This is a genomic window from Nocardiopsis flavescens (genome assembly GCF_900141985.1).
Taxonomy (GTDB): Bacteria; Actinomycetota; Actinomycetes; order Streptosporangiales; family Streptosporangiaceae; genus Nocardiopsis; species Nocardiopsis flavescens.
Window position 1 is genome coordinate 105,400 of sequence record NZ_FQZK01000013.1, and the last position, 15,157, is coordinate 120,556.

Here is a 15,157-nt window from a genome sequence, read left to right on the forward strand (position 1 = left end):
TGGACGGTGGTCCCGGGGACCCACGGGGTGCCGGAGGACGGCCGCGAACGCTCGTCGCCGGGTCTGTTCTCCACGGGGTGGGTCCTCGCTCTCATGCCATGGCGCGCCGGCCAGGGCCGGATCCGCCTGGGGCGAATCCGGCAAGTGCCACAGACCTCTAAGTATGGGGCTTATTCGGACTTACCCATAGTAACCGTGGAGCTGCTTTGTGGTGATTCGTACCGAACGCCCAGGCCTGTCAGTACGTTCTGAAGCTCGGACTCGAAAAGTGGTTCCATGTCCCGCATCACGAAATCCAGGTGCTGGAAGATCTCCATGCACACCACCCCGTACAGCCGCACCCAGCACGAGGTCAGGACCATCACCGCCTCGACCGGGGTGTCCTCGTCCCCGAACCCGCACATCCGGGCGAAGGCCCGCAGCTCCCGCTCCAGGTCGGCGCCGACCGCCCTGCCGTCCGGCAGCTCGAACCGCTCCTCCCGGATCAGCTGCTCGAACAGCGTGAAGAAGGTCGCCCCGAACCGCCGGGCCGCCTCCACCGCCGGCCCCGGGTCCGCCCCGGGCTCCAGCCGGGTCCGCGGCCCGAACATGGCGGCGAACTCCGCCGGGTGCTCCAGCGCCCACCGCCGGAAGGCCCGCAGCGAGGTGAGGATGCGCCGGTCGGTGTCCCGGGCGGGCACGCTCGCGTCCGCCGCGGCCACCGCGGCGCCCAGCTCGTCGAACATGTCCGCGGTGATGAGCACCAGCAGGGAGTCGATGCCCGAGACGTACCGGTACAGTCCCGGTGCGGTCATCCCCATCTCGCGGGCGATGGCCCGCAGGGACACCCCCGACGCCCCCTGGCCGACGAGGTGCCTGCGGGCGATGGACTTGATCTCGGCGAGTGTGGCCTCGCGCACACGCTCCCGCCGGCTCGGCGCCCGCCCGGCCTCTTCCAGCTGCGGTTTCGTCATCTGATGCGGTACACCCCGGTTCGCGGTCGATCGTCGGTGATATTGACATCGTAATGCCTGCACGCTTTAGTGAACGCCGTTAACAGACACGAAGGCCGTTCGCCGAAAGGGCTGCTCATGCCAACGCACACGGGGCTTTTCGGCCGCCTCGGGCTCGGTGCCCACCGCTTCCGGTGGGCGGTGCTCACCGCCACGGCGCTCTTCGCTGTGTTCGCAGCGGTCTGGGGCTCCGGAGTCTTCTCCGACGTCAGCGAGAGCGGTTTCGAGGACCCCGGCGCCGAGTCCTCCCGCGCGACGGACCTCCTCGAAAGCGAGCTGGGCCACGACGACGTCGACATCGTCGCCGTCTACCGCAGCGACGAGATCAAGGTCGACAACCCCACCTTCGCCGCGGCGGTCCAGCGCATCGCGGACGGCATGCCGCGGGACGCCGTCGCCGACTTCGACGTCTACCTCGACGAGGACCTGTCCGAGACCGAGCGCGGCATGCTCGTCTCCGAGGACATGCACGCCACCTACATCCCCCTCACCCTCACCGGGGAGGGCCACACCGACCGCCTGCACCAGTACGAGGCGGTCGCCGAGCACCTGGAGTCGGGTCCGCTGGAGACCCACCTGGGCGGCCCCATCGCGGTCGAGCACGAACTCTCGGCGACCGCCGAGTCCGACATCGTCCGCGCCGAGCTCATCACCATGCCCCTCCTGCTGTTCCTGCTGGTGCTGATCTTCGGCGGCCTCATCGCCGGCGTCGTCCCGCTCGCCGTGGGCGGCCTGGCCATCCTGGGCTCCCTGACCGTGCTGCGCGCCCTCACCTACGCCACCGACGTCTCGGTGTTCGCGGTCAACGTCGCCACCATCCTGGGCCTGGGCCTGGCCATCGACTACGGCCTGTTCATGGTCAGCCGGTTCCGCGAGGAGCTGGAGCGGGGCCGCGGGGTGGCCGCCGCGGTCGGCCGCACCGTCGACACGGCCGGGCGCACCGTCGCCTTCTCGGGGATCACCGTCGGCATCGCCTTCGCCGGCCTGCTGTTCTTCCCCCAGCCCATCCTCAAGTCCATCGGCTTCGGCGGCATCGCCGTGGTCCTGTTCGACCTGCTGGCCGCGCTGGTGTTCCTCCCCGCGCTGCTGTCGGTGGTGGGACGGCGCATCGACCGGCTGCGGCTGCCGCTGCCCCGGCGCACCGCCACCGCGGCGGGCGAGGGCGGCTGGTCCCGGCTGGCCCGCACCGTGATGCGCGGCCCGGCGGTGTCGCTGGTGGCCGTGCTCGGCGTCCTGCTGGTCTTCAGCTCCGGCCTGGCCTCCACCCGGCTGGGCACCACCGACCAGCGCTACCTGCCCGAGGACGCCGGCAGCCGGATCGCCACCGAGGCGGTCGCCGAGGACTTCCCGGCGGGCGGCCTGGGCCGCATGCACGTGGCGGTGTCCGGAGACCCCTCCGAGGACTCCCTCGACGCCTACGTCGAGCGCCTGGAGGAGCTGCCCGGCGTCGTCCGGGCCGGTGTGGAGCGCGGCGGCGGTGACGTCACCCACGTCCTGGTCGCCTACCGGGGGGCCAGCGACTCCGCGGAGGTCGAGGACCTGGTCGCGGCCGTGCGCGCCGAGCCCGCCCCGGAGGGGGCACGGGAGACCCTGGTGGGCGGCGTCGCGGCCATGCAGCAGGACAACGTGGACGCCATCGTGGCGGCGGCTCCGGTCACCGTCGCGTTCATCGCGGGCGCCACCCTGGTCCTGCTGTTCCTGGCCTTCGGCTCGGTCGTGCTGCCGGTCAAGGCGGTCCTCATGGGCACGCTGTCCCTGGGCGCCTCCCTGGGGGTGGTCGTCTGGGGCTTCCAGGAGGGCACCTTCGCCGGGCCGCTGGGCTTCGAGGCGGTCGGCACGATCGACCCCACGTACCTGGTGCTCATCACGATCGTGGCGTTCGGCCTGGCGATGGACTACGAGCTGTTCCTGCTCAGCCGGGTCCGCGAGGAGTTCCTGCGCACCGGGGACAACACCCGATCGGTGGCGGCGGGCCTACAGCACACGGGCCGGATCATCACGAGCGCGGCGGTCCTGCTCATGGTGGTGCTGCTGGCGATGGGCACCTCGGGCCTGCTCTTCCTGAAGATCATCGGCATCGGCCTGGCCATCGCGGTCTTCGTCGACGCCACCCTGGTCCGCGCGATCATGGTCCCGGCCACCATGCGGCTGCTGGGCGGCGCCAACTGGTGGCTGCCGCGGCCGCTGCGGTGGCTGCACGACCGCGTCGGCATCTCCGAGGGCGGCGGCGAGGAGCCCCCGGCCCGGGAGCCGTCCGGGGACGAGCGCGTGCCCGCGGGCGTGTAGGGGGCGCCGGCCCCGCCCGGGGATCCCTCCCCGGGCGGGGCCGGCGCGTCCGGCTCAGGGCGCGTTCTGCAACCGTCGCGCGCCGGGGATCGGGGCGTGGCGGCGGATGGCCTGGTACAGGTCGTGCAGCTCGGGGCGGGGCGGAACGTTGAGCTCGCCCAGCATCCGCGCGGCCAGCATCTGGTAGACGCGGACCGCCTCGGCCGTACGGCCCGCCTCGTACAGGGCGAGGATCAGGTGCCGGGCCAGGTTCTCCTCCAGCGGGTGCCGGCGCAGTGCTTCGCGCAGCGGCTCCAGCAGTTCGGTCCCGCGGCCGACCCGGAGGGCGACGGCGGCGTACTCTTCGAGCACCACCAGCCGCACGGTCTCCATGAACTCCCGTTCGTCGTCGAACGCGGGTCCCGAGAGCTCTCCCAGGAAGGGGCCCCGCCACAGGGTCAGGGCGCGGCCGAACAGGTCGGCCGCCTGTGCGCTCTCACCGCGGTCGCGCAGCTCGCGGGCGGTGTCGATCCAGGCGTGGAACAGGGTCAGGTCCATCTGGCCGGCCGGGGGGACGAGCCGGTAGCCCGAGGGGCCGCTCTCGATGTCGACCCTCCGGTCCGGGGGCAGGGGGGCGAGGGCGCGGCGCAGGCCGGAGACGTACTTGTGGACCAGGTTGACGGCGTGGGTCGGGTGGCTCGGACCCCAGACCATCGTGATGACGCGCTGCGTGGTCACGGCGCGCTCGGCGTTGAGCGCCAGTGCCGCGAGCACGGCGCGTTGTCGGGGGGCGCCCAGGGGCAGGGGACCGTTCTCACCGATGACCTCCAGCTCCCCGAGGACTGAAACGGTCGTCTTCATCGCCCGCTGTGTTCTGATCATTCCGGAGCCTTTCCGGCGATTTTTGCGTTATCCGTCTCCTGCTTCTCGTGCGCTCCGGACCGCGGTCGGCCTCCCCGGCGCCGGTGGAGCAGATCCTCGGCCGGGCCGGCCCGGAGCACCGCTCTGTCACGGCGTCTGCACGCCGCCGGTGCGCGGTGAGCCGATCATAAACACGCGACCAGTGCCTGTAAGTAATGGATAAATCTCTCTGGGCCATCAAGGTGCGGGCCTTCGCAGGCGGGGATGCGGACCACGGATTCCAGGCCGTCTTCTGTGTCGATGGTCACAAAACCGGGATGATCAAGGCCGATGATCAATTGCACGCGCATCGTCCCATGTGAACGCCCCGTGCACGGTCAGAAGTGAGTTTTTTTCACGACCGGCCTTCAGGCCGTGCTCCAGGCCGCCTTCAGGTCCCCTCCCGATACTCGGTGCCATGGCGGGGGCCGGACCCCTCCCCGTCCGGCCCCGCCACGGGGATCGCCCTCCTCACCGTTCCGAACCCCGTGTCCTCTCCGCGGAGCCCCGCCGAGGGGGACGTGAACGAAAGGGAAGACATGAACCGCACGACCACCGAGCCCCAGCCCGTCGCGACCGCCGCCGCCGGCCCCGGAGACGGGGAGCTGGTGCACCTGGACCCCGACTACGGGGAACCCCGGGAACTCGGCTACGACGCGACCGTCCCCCGGGGCCTGGTGCACCGCAACGCCGTCTCGGAGGTGTTCGCCACCGACTCGCGGCAGACCGCCGAGAACACCTTCGAGGTCGCGGCCCAGCTGCCCCGGGGCCACGTGATGCTGGAGACGCCCGCCTACGACCTCCCGCTGCTCCTGGAGGCCTGCCGGCAGACCGGGGTGCTCATCTCCCACCGGCACCTGGACGTCCCCATGGACCGGGCGTTCATCATGCGCGGCATGTCGCTGCACGTCGGCGACCTCGACGGCCTGCGCCAGGGCCCCGAGCCCGCACGGGCCATGGTCCGCACCGAGGCCGACCTGTACCGCAACCGGGCCGGCAGGCTGCGCGGCTACGACTTCCGCGGCGACGTGTTCATCAACGGGGCCGAGGTGGCCAAGGCCACCGGCGCGCTCATCTTCGTGAGCCGCCCCGCCTACCAGGCGCTGCGCACCAAGGGCCGCGACGCCCTGGACTGGAGCGCGGCGGCGGCGCCCCGCCCGGTCCCGGCCCCGCCCGCCGTGGTGGGCCGCCGCGACCCGCGCAACGTCGTCATCACCGACCCGGTCCAGCGCGGGGACCACGGCTGGCGGGCCACCGTGGTCCCCGACCACGGCCACCCGCACCTGTTCGACCACCCGCTGGACCACCTGCCCGGCAACCTGCTCATCGAGGCCGCCCGCCAGGTGGCGGTGGCCGCCGCGGCCCGCTCCGCGGGCCTGGACCCGGCCACCCTGGTCCCGGTGTCGGTGGAGGCGTCCTTCTCGTCCTTCTGCGAGAACGACCTGCCCTCCACCGTCGAGGCGGACCTGGCCCCCTTCCGCTCCGACGAGCGGTTCGGCCCGGTCGTCGGCGTGGACGTCCGGGTCAACCAGCAGGGCACGACCAACAGCACTTTCCGAATCGAGGTGGCCCAGTGGGCGTGAACCGCATCGAGGCCGTCGTCTGCGACTACGGCGGCGTCCTGACCAACCCGCTCCACGAGACCCTGGAGCACTTCGCCGGAAGCGTCGGCCTGAGCGCCGACGCGATCCTGACGGCGATCGGGGCCGCCGCGGCCAGGGGCGGCGCCGACCCCATGGCGCTGCTGGAGGTCGGGGCCGTCACGGAGGAGGACATGGTCGCCTCCATCGCCGCGGAGCTGCCCGGGGGCACGTGGACCCTGCCCGGGGGCCGCACGTTCGGCGAGCTGTGGTTCGCCGGGCGCACCGGCAACGACGCGTTCGCCGACTTCCTGCGCGGCCTGGGCGGGGACGGCTACCGGCTGGCCCTGCTCACCAACAACGTCCAGGAGTGGGAGTCCCTGTGGCGGGCCACGGTGCCCGCCGACGAGCTGTTCGAGGTCGTGGTGAACTCCGCGCACGAGGGCGTGCGCAAGCCCGACCCCGAGATCTACACGCGCCTCCTGAAGCGGCTGGACCTGGCCCCCGAACGCTGCCTGTTCGTGGACGACCTGGAGGCCAACCTCGCCCCCGCCGCCGCGCTGGGGATGGCCACCGTCCGGTTCCGCGACACCGCACAGGCGGTCGCGGACGTCACGGCGCTCCTGGAGGGGCCGGGCGCGCCCCTGCGGACGGAGGGGGTCCGGTGAGCTCCCCGTCGCAGCACCCCCCGGTGCTCGTCGTCGGCGCCGGCCCCACGGGGCTGGCCGCCGCCTGCACCCTGCTCCAGAACGGCGTGCCCTGCCGCGTGGTCGAGCGCCGCGCGGGGGTGGCCGAGGAGCCCAAGGCGCTCATCCTGTGGAGCGGGGCCCTGGAGGTCCTGCGCAGGCTGGGCGTGGACCGCGAGGTGGTCGGCCGCTCCCTGCCCCTGGAGTCGGCGTCCTACTTCTCGGCGGGCCGCCGCATCGGCGGCGTCCGCTTCGGCGGGCTCCGCGACACCGCCTTCCCCGGCCCGGTCTGCCTGCCCCAGCCGGGAACGGAGCAGGCCCTCTACGACCGCCTTCTCTCCCTGGGCGGGTCCGTCGAGTGGTCCACCCGCGTCCACTCGGCCGAGCCGGTGCCGGACGGGGTCCGCGTCACCCTGGGGCCCGAGGACGGGTCCGGTGCGCCGGAGGAGGCCGTCGTCCCCTGGGCGGTGGCCGCCGACGGCAGCCGCAGCACCGTCCGCGAGTCGCTGGGCGTGGCCTTCGAGGGCGACACCTACGACCGGGTGTTCCTGCTGGCGGACGGCGTCCTGAGCGGACCGGCTCCGGCCCGGGAGGCGCAGTACCACCTGACCCCCGACGGGGTGCTCGTGGTCGTGCCGCTGCCCGGCGGCGGGCACCGGGTGTTCTTCGACGTCGCCCCGGACGGGGAGACCGCGCCGCCCGACGACGCGCTCATCGCCCGGCTGCTCGCCGAGCGCGGCCCCGCGGGCCTGCGCGTGGACACCGTGTGGTGGCGCAGCCGGTTCCGGGTCCACGCCCGGGTCGCGCGCGAGTTCCGGCGCGGCCGGGTGCTCATCGCCGGGGACGCCGCCCACCTGCACAGCCCGGCCGGCGGCCAGGGCCTCAACACCGGTATCCAGGACGGGTACGACCTGGCCTGGAAGCTCGCCGCGGTGCTGCGGGGAGCCCCGGAGGGGCTGCTGGACAGCTACCCGCTGGAGCGCCGCCCGACCGCCCGGGCGGTGGTGCGCAGCGCGGACCAGCAGACCCGGACGTGGATGGCGCGGTCCCCGCTGGCCCGGCTGGCGCGCGACACCCTGATGCGCACCCTGTCGGCCTCGGGTTTGCTGGAGAAGCGCCTGGTCCCGCAGCTGGCGCAGATCTCCCCCGAGCTGCCCGCCGGCCCCGCCGTGACGGCGGCCCCCGCCGGGTGGCGGGCCCGCGACGCGGTGGGCGGCGCCCTGCCGGGGCGGCGGATCGGCGACACCCCCCTGACCCCGGTGCGGGGCACCGGGGCCCGGACGCTGCACGCCTACCTCGCCTCCGGGCGCCACGTGCTGCTCGTGGGAGGGGGCCCCGCGGAGCGCGTCCGGGAGGCGGCCGCCGCCCTGCGCGAGCGCGTCCCCGACGACGTGGACGTGCTCCTGCTGGCCGCGGCCGGGTCGGGCTCCGAGCCGGAGGGCGCCCACGACGTCGCCCGGACCACCGGGGGAGCCCGGGGCGGGACGGGGTGGGCGGTCCACGTCCGCCCGGACGCGGTGGTCTCCGCGGTCGCCCCGCTGGACGCGCACTGGCGGCCGGAGGCCTTCCTGGGCGGGCTTCCGCTGCCCGGGGCCGAGCGGTCCCTCAGGTAAATGATATGTGAATCCTATCGTTTAGGTTGATGATCGTCGCATGTTTATACAGTACTGTGGCGGCGACGGCTCCCGCGGTGGCGGCCGGAGGACTCCGGCCGCCACCGGCGGTCCCGTCCGCACACGACGAACGGGGGTGACACGATGCTCGACGCGCTGACCCGGCTCACCACGCGCAGGCCCCGGTGGGTCCTGGCGATCGCCCTCCTGGCGGTCATCGGCGCGGTGGTGCTGGGCTCCGGTGTCGCCGACCGCCTCCGGGCGGGCCAGGGCACCGAGGACCCCTCCTCGGAGTCGGCCCTGGCCGCCGAGGTCCTGGAGGACCACTTCCCCGACAGCAGGCCCAACCTGATCCTCCTGGTGACCGCCGAGGACGGGGTGGACGACCGCGCGGCGGCCGCCCGCGGCCTGGGCCTGGCCGAGGGGCTGGCCTACGAGGACGGCGTCGCCGGGGTCACCTCCTACTGGCAGACCGGCTCCGACGAGCTCAAGTCCGACGACGGCACCCGCGCGCTCATCGCCGCGCACGTCTCGGGCGACGAGGCCGAGGCGGGGGAGGCCGTGGCCCGCCTCGCCGACCGCTACGGCGGCGACCACGGGCCCCTGAGCGTCGGCGTCGGCGGACAGACCGCCGTCCTCAACGACATCGAGACCACCATCGCCGAGGACCTGGTCCGCTCGGAGGTGATCGCCCTGCCCCTCACCCTGCTCATCCTGGTATGGGTCTTCGGCAGTGTCGTCTCCGCGTCCCTGCCCCTGCTGGTCGGGGTGGTGTCCATCATCGGCACCAACGCGGTGCTGTGGGCGATCGCCGGGTTCACCGACGTGTCGGTCTTCGCCCAGAACCTCACCATCGCGCTCGGCCTGGGCCTGTCCATCGACTACGCCCTGCTCATGGTCCGCCGCTTCCGGGCCGAACTCGCCGCCGGGTCCGACCCGGCCGGGGCCGCGCTCACCACCGTCCGCACGGCGGGCCGCACCGTCGTCTTCTCCGCCCTCGCCATCTCGGCCGCCTTGGCCGCGATGCTCTTCTTCCCCCTGTACTTCCTGCGCTCCTTCGCCTACTCCGGCGTCGCGGTGGTCCTGCTGGCGGCCCTGACCTCCCTGGTCGTCCTGCCCGCGGTGCTCACCCTGCTGGGCCCGCGCGTCAACGCGCTGGACCCGCGCCGCCTGCTGCGCCGGGGCGCGGCGGACTCCCCGGAGGAGGCCGCCGACCGCCGCTGGGCCCGGCTGACCCGGACCGTGATGGGGCGGGCCCCCGTGTTCGCCCTCGCCGCCCTGGCCCTGCTGATCGCGGTCGGGCTGCCCTTCCTGCGGGTCGAGTTCGGCATGGCCGACGACCGCCAGCTGCCCGCCGGGGTCGAGTCCCGCGAGGTCATGGACACCATCCGGACCGACTTCGGCGCCACCGCCACCGGCGCCCTCGACGTGCTCGTCCACGAGGCCCCGCGGGACACCGACGCCGGCCTGCTGGACGACTACGCCGCGGCGCTTTCGCGCCTGGACCACGTCGGGGAGGTCCGCTCCCCGCTGGGCGTGCACGCCGATGGCGAGCACCTGCGCGAGCGCACCCCCGTGGACGCCCTGCGCGAATCCGAGGACCTCGCCTACATCCAGGTCCTGCCCGAGGACGGGGTCGAGGACATCTCCCTGGAGAGCCAGAACCTCGTCCGCGACATCCGCGCCGTCGACACCCCCCTGGAGGTCTCGGTCACCGGCCAGGCGGCCGCGGTCGTGGACGCCCAGGCGGCCATCGCCGAACGCGTCCCCGCCACCCTGGCGGCGGTCGTGGCCGGGATGCTCCTCCTCGTCTACCTGCTGACCGGCAGCGTCCTGCTGCCCCTGCTGTCGGTGCTGTTCAACGCGCTCAGCCTGACCGCCATGTTCGGGGCCGTCGTCTGGGTCTTCCAGGACGGCAACCTCTCCGGGGCGCTCGGGTTCACCCCCACCGGCTTCATCGACACCGCCCTGCCGGTGCTCATGTTCTGCATCGCCTTCGGGCTGTCCATGGACTACGGGGTCTTCCTGCTGTCACGGATGCGCGAGGAGTACGACCGCACCGGGGACCACCGCGCCGCCGTCGAACTCGGGCTCCGGCGCACCGGCGGCATCATCACCGCCGCGGCCGTGGCCCTGGCGGTCGTCCTCATCGTCATCGGGGCCTCGCGGGTGACCAACACGATGATGCTCGGCTGGGGCGTGGCGCTGGCCGTCATCGCCGACGCCACCGTCGTGCGCTGCCTCCTGGTGCCCTCGGTCCTGCGCCTGACCGGACGCGCCACCTGGTGGGCGCCCGGGCCGCTGCGCCGGTTCCACCGGGCCTTCGACGCGGTCCTGGGGGAGAACGCGGCCGAGCCCGGCCGCGCCCGCGCGGCCACCGCCCCGCAGGGGCCGCCCGCCCCCGCGCCGGCGCCGGCCCCCGCGGTGCCCGAACCCCTACGAGAGAACGCGGAGGCGACCCGTGCCCGGGACTAGGAACACCCTGATCGCCGGCGGCGCCGCCGCCGTGCTGGCCGCCGCCGCGCTGCTCCTGCTCCCCTCCGGCGGGGAGGGGCCCGCCGCCGCGCCCGCGCCCACCCCCCGGGAGCGGGCCGAGGCGACCGCCGCGCGCCTGGCCGCCGCGGACGTCGTCGACGTCCCGGTGAGCTTCACCGTCGTCAACCGCAACGACTCGCGGCTGCCCTGCAACAGCGACGGTGAGGAGTACACCCTGCGGGGCCACCTCACCGGCCCGGCCCGGGCACTGGAGGGCCCGGACCCAGCCGTCACCGTCTACCAGCACGGGCAGGCGGCGGGGGAGTGGTTCTGGCGCCTGGACGAACCCGGGCTCCACCACACCGAGGAGATGGCGCTGCTGGGCGAGGTCTCCCTGACCCTGGACCGCCTGGGCTACGGCGCCGAGCGGCCGGACGGCCTGGGCATGTGCCTGGGCTCGCAGGCGGACATGACCGCGCAGGTCATCGAGCGGGTCCGCGAGGGCGACTACACCGTCGAGGGCGCCGGGGACGGCCCCGCCGACCCTCCCGCCTTCGCGCACGTCACCCTGGCCGGGCACCACAGCGGCGCCCAGATCGCCCAGATCGCCGCCTACTCGTTCGACGGCCCCGCCGCCCCCGACGCCCTGGCCCTGCTGGGCTGGAGCGGCACCGGGGTCACCGACCGCGCCAACGCCCGGTTCTTCGGCGGGCTCGCCTCCTGTATGCAGGGCGGGGTCCCCGCCGACGCCGGCGCGGGACCGCCCGGACCCGGGGCGGCGGACCCGGCCGGCTACACCTACGTCGACGTCGGCCGCACCTCCTATACCCGGGCCAACTTCGCCGACCCCGGCTCCCCGGCCGCCGACCTGGCGGCCGGCCTCCAGGACCGCACGCCCTGCGGCGACCTGGGCACCCAGGTCGAGGCGCTGGCCACCGACACGCGCAACCTGCACCGCATCGGGGTGCCCGTGCTGTTCGCCTTCGCCGACGCCGACACCCGCGTGGCCGACGGCGCGGACCACGCCGCGCTCTTCACCGGGGCCCCCGACACCCGGACCGTCACCGTGCCCGACGCGGGACACTACCTCGTCCTCGAACCCGGGGCGGCCGACCTGCGCGCGGCCCTGGCCGACTGGCTGGAGGAACAGCGGTGAAACCCACCCGAGCACCCGTGCCCCGCGCCCCGCGCCGCCGCCTGCGCGCCGCGGCCCTGGCGGCCGCCCTGCTGCTCACCGCGGCGACCGCCACGGGAGCCGCCTCGGCCGCCCCGGCCCCCGCGGAGCCCCCGGCCCCCGCCGCCCCGGCGGACCGGGGAGCACCGGACCGGGGAGCGCCGGCCCGGCCCCCGTCCGGAGTCGTGGACCTGGCCGTCGAGTTCACCGTCGACAACGTCAACCGCACCCGGGGCCGCTGCTCGGCCGACGGCGAGGAGTACACGGTCCGCGGGCACCTGACCGCGCCCGAGGAGGTCCTGGCCGCCGACGCCCCCGCCGTCGCGCTGCTCGTCCACGGCACCAACACGGGCGAGTGGATCTGGCGCCTGGACGTCGAGGGCCGCAACTACGTCCACGAACTCGCCGCGCGCGGGCACGCCTCGGTCACCATCGACCGGCTCGGCTACGGCTCCAGCGACATCCCCGAGGGGTTCGCCAGCTGTAGCGGGGCCCACGCCGACATCGCCCACCAGGTGGTCGAGCGGCTGCGCGCGGGCGACTACACGGTGGAGGGCGGGGACCCGCCGTCCTTCGACACCGTCGTCCTGGGCGGCCACTCCAGCGGCGCCCTGGTCGCCGAGAGCGTGGCCGCCTCCTTCGGCGGCGTGGACGGCCTGCTCCTCACCGGCTGGGCGGCGGTCGGCATCACCGACGACACCAACCGCCGGTTCCTCACCGCCTACCGCACCTGCCTGGAGGGGGGAGAGGAGCACGAGGCCCCGGGCGACCCCCGCGGCTACGTGCACTTCGACCCCACCCTGGAGGACTTCACCGAGGGCGGGCTCGGGCCGCACGCCGACCCCGCCGTCGTCGCCGAGGTCGAGGGGCTGTGGGGCCGCAACCCCTGCGGGGTCATGGTCTCCGAGCCCATGGCGATCCTCTACGACCTCGACCTGGTCGGGGAGATCGACGTCCCCGTCCACCTGGTCTTCGGAGCCCACGACGTGCTGCGCCAGGGGGTCGAGGGCTACCCCGGCCTGTTCACCTCCAGCCCCGAGGTCACCGAGACCACGCTCACCGACGCCGGGCACTTCGTCACCGTCGACGCCGGCGCGGAACTCCTGTACGACACGGCGGCCGGGTGGATGGACCGGCACGCCCCCACGTCCTGACCCTGGAAGGCGAGAAGCACCATGGCAACCTCATCGACCACCGCGTCACCCCCGGGCGCCGGGAGCCCCGGCGGCCCGCCCGGGCGCCCGCCCCTGCTGGCCCGCCTGGGCGGGGCCCTGGCCCGTCGCCCGGGGCGGTTCCTCGTCCTGGCGATCGTCCTGGCGCTGCTCGGGGTGTTCCTGGCCGCGGGCACCATGGACCGGCTGCTGCTCAGCCGCTTCGAGAGCCCGGGCTCGGAGTCCGCGCTGGTGGAACAGCGGCTGGAGGAGGGCTTCGGCACCGGCAAGCACCACTTCCTGCTCCTGGTGACGGCGCAGGGCGGCGACGTGGACGACCCGGCGGTGGTCGAGGCCGCGACCGCCCTGGAGACGGAGCTGGCCTCCCGGGAGGGCGTCGCCGAGACGGCCTCCTACTGGGGCCGGGCCGACTCCCCGGCGATGCGCTCCGAGGACGGCTCCCAGGCGCTCATCACCGTGCGCATGGAGGGGACCGTCACCGAGGCGCGCACCGCCCTGGGCGAGATCTCGCCGGACTTCACCCGCGAGGACGACACCCTGCGGGTGGAGGTCGGCGGAGGCGACGAGATCTTCCGCCAGGCCGCCCAGCAGGCCCAGGCCGACTTCCTGCTGGCCGAGGCGATCATCTTCCCGCTGGTGTTCGTGCTGCTGTTCCTCCTGTACCGCCGGTTCTCGGTCGCGGCGCTCACCCTGGGCATGGGCCTGTTCTCGGTGATCACGACCCTGGCCCTGCTGCGCGGGGTCACCTACGTGACCGACGTGTCCACGTTCGCCGCCAACCTCACCCTGGTCATGGGCGTGGGCCTGGGCGTCGACTACAGCCTGTTCGTCATCAACCGGTTCCGGGAGGAGCTGGCCCGCGGCCGGGATGTCCCCGACGCGGTCGCGGCCGCGGTGGCCAGGGCCGGGCGCACCGTCGCGTTCAGCGGCCTGACCGTGGCCGTCGCGCTGTCCTGCCTGATGCTCTTTCCGTTCCCGTTCCTACAGTCCTTCGCCTACGCCGGCATGGGCACGGTGCTGACCTCGGTGTTCGCCTCCCTGGTCATCCTGCCCGCCGCGCTGGCCAAGGTGGGGCACCGGGTCCGCCCCAAGCGCGAGCCCGATCCCGACCGCGGCTGGTGGCACGACACCGCCCTGCGGATGATGCGCCGCCCCGTGCTGTGGGGGCTGCCCGCGCTGGCCGTCGTCCTGGTGCTGGCCGCCCCGGCGGCGGGGCTGGACTTCGGCCTGCCCGACGCCCGCGTGCTGCCCCAGGGCAACTCCAGCCGCGACGTGCAGGACCAGATCGAGACCGGGTTCGCCCAGGAGGAGATGGACGCCGTCCAGGTGGTCGTCGACGTGCCGGGCACCGGGGCCGGGTCCGGTGCCGTGAGCGACTACGCCGCCGAGCTGTCCCGGGTGGAGGGCGTCTACCAGGTGGACGCGCTCACCGGCCGCTTCGTCGACGGCGAGCCGGTGGCCGGGCCGGAGCCGGGGGCGCAGGACAGGTTCGGGTCGGCGGAGGCCACGTGGTTCTCCGCGGTGCCCGAGGCCGGGGCGCTGGACGACGTGGAGGAGCTGATCGAGCGGATCCGGGACGTGCCGGCCCCGGCCGAAGCGGAGATCGGCGGCTACCCGGCCGACCTCACCGACTTCCGCGAGGCCCTGCTGGGGCAGGTGCCCCTGGTGTTCGGGCTGATCCTGGCCATCACGTTCGTCCTGCTGTTCTTCATGACCGGGAGCCTGCTGCTGCCCGCCAAGGCGATCCTGCTCAACGTGCTGAGCCTCGCGGTGATGTTCGGCGTCCTGGTGTGGATCTTCCAGGAGGGCAACCTGTCCGGCCCGCTCGGCTTCACCGCCAACGGGACCCTGGAGACGACCTTCCCGATCCTGATGTTCTGCATCGCGTTCGGGCTCTCCATGGACTACGAGGTCTTCATGATGTCCCGGATCAAGGAGGAGTACGACCTGACCGGGGACAACACCCGGGCGGTCGCGGCCGGGCTCCAGCGGAGCGGGCCGCTGGTGACGGCGGCGGCGGTCATCCTGGCCGCCTCGTTCGCCACCTACGCGGTCTCCGACGTGCTCTACCTCAAGATGCTGGCGATCGGGATGGCCGTGGTGATCCTCGTGGACGCCACGCTCATCCGCGGGGTGCTGGTCCCGGTGTTCATGCGCCTGGCGGGCGACGCCAACTGGTGGGCGCCCGCCCCGCTCAAGCGCCTGCACGCCCGGTTCGGCATCGCGGACTAGGACCCGCCGCGGCCGGGGCGGACGGCCCGCCGCCGGGGGCCGTCCGTCCCGGCCCCCGGCGGGCCCCG

11 protein-coding genes are annotated in these 15,157 nt (G+C 74.0%); 8 read left to right on the forward strand and 3 right to left on the reverse strand.

Translation table 11 applies throughout. The features are described 5' to 3' along the window. Positions 1-170 precede the first annotated feature (170 nt). The gene (locus BUE45_RS20475) at positions 171-953 is read right to left on the reverse strand and encodes a TetR/AcrR family transcriptional regulator (protein WP_073380987.1); all 783 of its coding nucleotides are present in this window, start codon (positions 951-953) and stop codon (positions 171-173) included. A gap of 117 nt (positions 954-1,070) precedes the next feature. Between BUE45_RS20475 and BUE45_RS20480 the strand changes: the two genes are divergently transcribed. Next, positions 1,071-3,278, forward strand: coding sequence for an MMPL family transporter (locus tag BUE45_RS20480; protein WP_073380988.1), 2,208 nt, complete (start codon positions 1,071-1,073; stop codon positions 3,276-3,278). Between the two features lie 54 nt (positions 3,279-3,332). Here the strand turns inward: BUE45_RS20480 and BUE45_RS20485 are convergent, their stop codons facing one another. Then, on the reverse strand, positions 3,333-4,118 hold the full coding sequence (locus BUE45_RS20485; RefSeq protein WP_073380989.1) for an AfsR/SARP family transcriptional regulator: 786 nt from the start codon (positions 4,116-4,118) through the stop codon (positions 3,333-3,335). Positions 4,119-4,303: 185 nt separating this feature from the next. After that, positions 4,304-4,468, reverse strand: a complete 165-nt coding sequence (locus BUE45_RS32635) for a hypothetical protein (RefSeq protein WP_178378595.1) — start codon at positions 4,466-4,468, stop codon at positions 4,304-4,306. 228 nt (positions 4,469-4,696) lie between these two features. On the opposite strand from BUE45_RS32635, the gene BUE45_RS33895 reads away from it, so the two are divergent. The 7 genes from BUE45_RS33895 to BUE45_RS20520 all read left to right on the forward strand — a co-directional run bounded on the left by BUE45_RS33895 (position 4,697) and on the right by BUE45_RS20520 (position 15,089). After that, the gene (locus BUE45_RS33895; protein WP_073380990.1) at positions 4,697-5,740 is read left to right on the forward strand and encodes a ScbA/BarX family gamma-butyrolactone biosynthesis protein; all 1,044 of its coding nucleotides are present in this window, start codon (positions 4,697-4,699) and stop codon (positions 5,738-5,740) included. Then, positions 5,737-6,405 carry an HAD family hydrolase gene (locus tag BUE45_RS20495; protein ID WP_073381081.1) on the forward strand — a complete coding sequence of 223 codons (669 nt, stop codon included), beginning with the start codon at positions 5,737-5,739 and terminating at the stop codon, positions 6,403-6,405. The genes BUE45_RS33895 and BUE45_RS20495 overlap by 4 nt, the downstream gene beginning before the upstream one ends. Beyond that, on the forward strand, positions 6,402-8,036 hold the full coding sequence (locus BUE45_RS20500) for an FAD-dependent monooxygenase (RefSeq protein ID WP_073380991.1): 1,635 nt from the start codon (positions 6,402-6,404) through the stop codon (positions 8,034-8,036). Before BUE45_RS20495 ends, BUE45_RS20500 begins: the two co-directional genes overlap by 4 nt. 144 nt (positions 8,037-8,180) lie before the next feature. Beyond that, positions 8,181-10,511: an MMPL family transporter gene (locus BUE45_RS20505; protein WP_073380992.1), complete on the forward strand. Its 2,331-nt coding sequence runs from the start codon at positions 8,181-8,183 to the stop codon at positions 10,509-10,511. Further along, the gene (locus BUE45_RS20510; protein WP_073380993.1) at positions 10,498-11,667 is read left to right on the forward strand and encodes an alpha/beta fold hydrolase; all 1,170 of its coding nucleotides are present in this window, start codon (positions 10,498-10,500) and stop codon (positions 11,665-11,667) included. The genes BUE45_RS20505 and BUE45_RS20510 overlap by 14 nt, the downstream gene beginning before the upstream one ends. Next, the gene (locus tag BUE45_RS20515) at positions 11,664-12,839 is read left to right on the forward strand and encodes an alpha/beta fold hydrolase (protein ID WP_143173425.1); all 1,176 of its coding nucleotides are present in this window, start codon (positions 11,664-11,666) and stop codon (positions 12,837-12,839) included. The genes BUE45_RS20510 and BUE45_RS20515 overlap by 4 nt, the downstream gene beginning before the upstream one ends. A 21-nt stretch (positions 12,840-12,860) precedes the next feature. Continuing rightward, on the forward strand, positions 12,861-15,089 hold the full coding sequence (locus BUE45_RS20520; RefSeq protein WP_073380995.1) for an MMPL family transporter: 2,229 nt from the start codon (positions 12,861-12,863) through the stop codon (positions 15,087-15,089). The last annotated feature ends 68 nt before the right edge of the window (positions 15,090-15,157 follow it).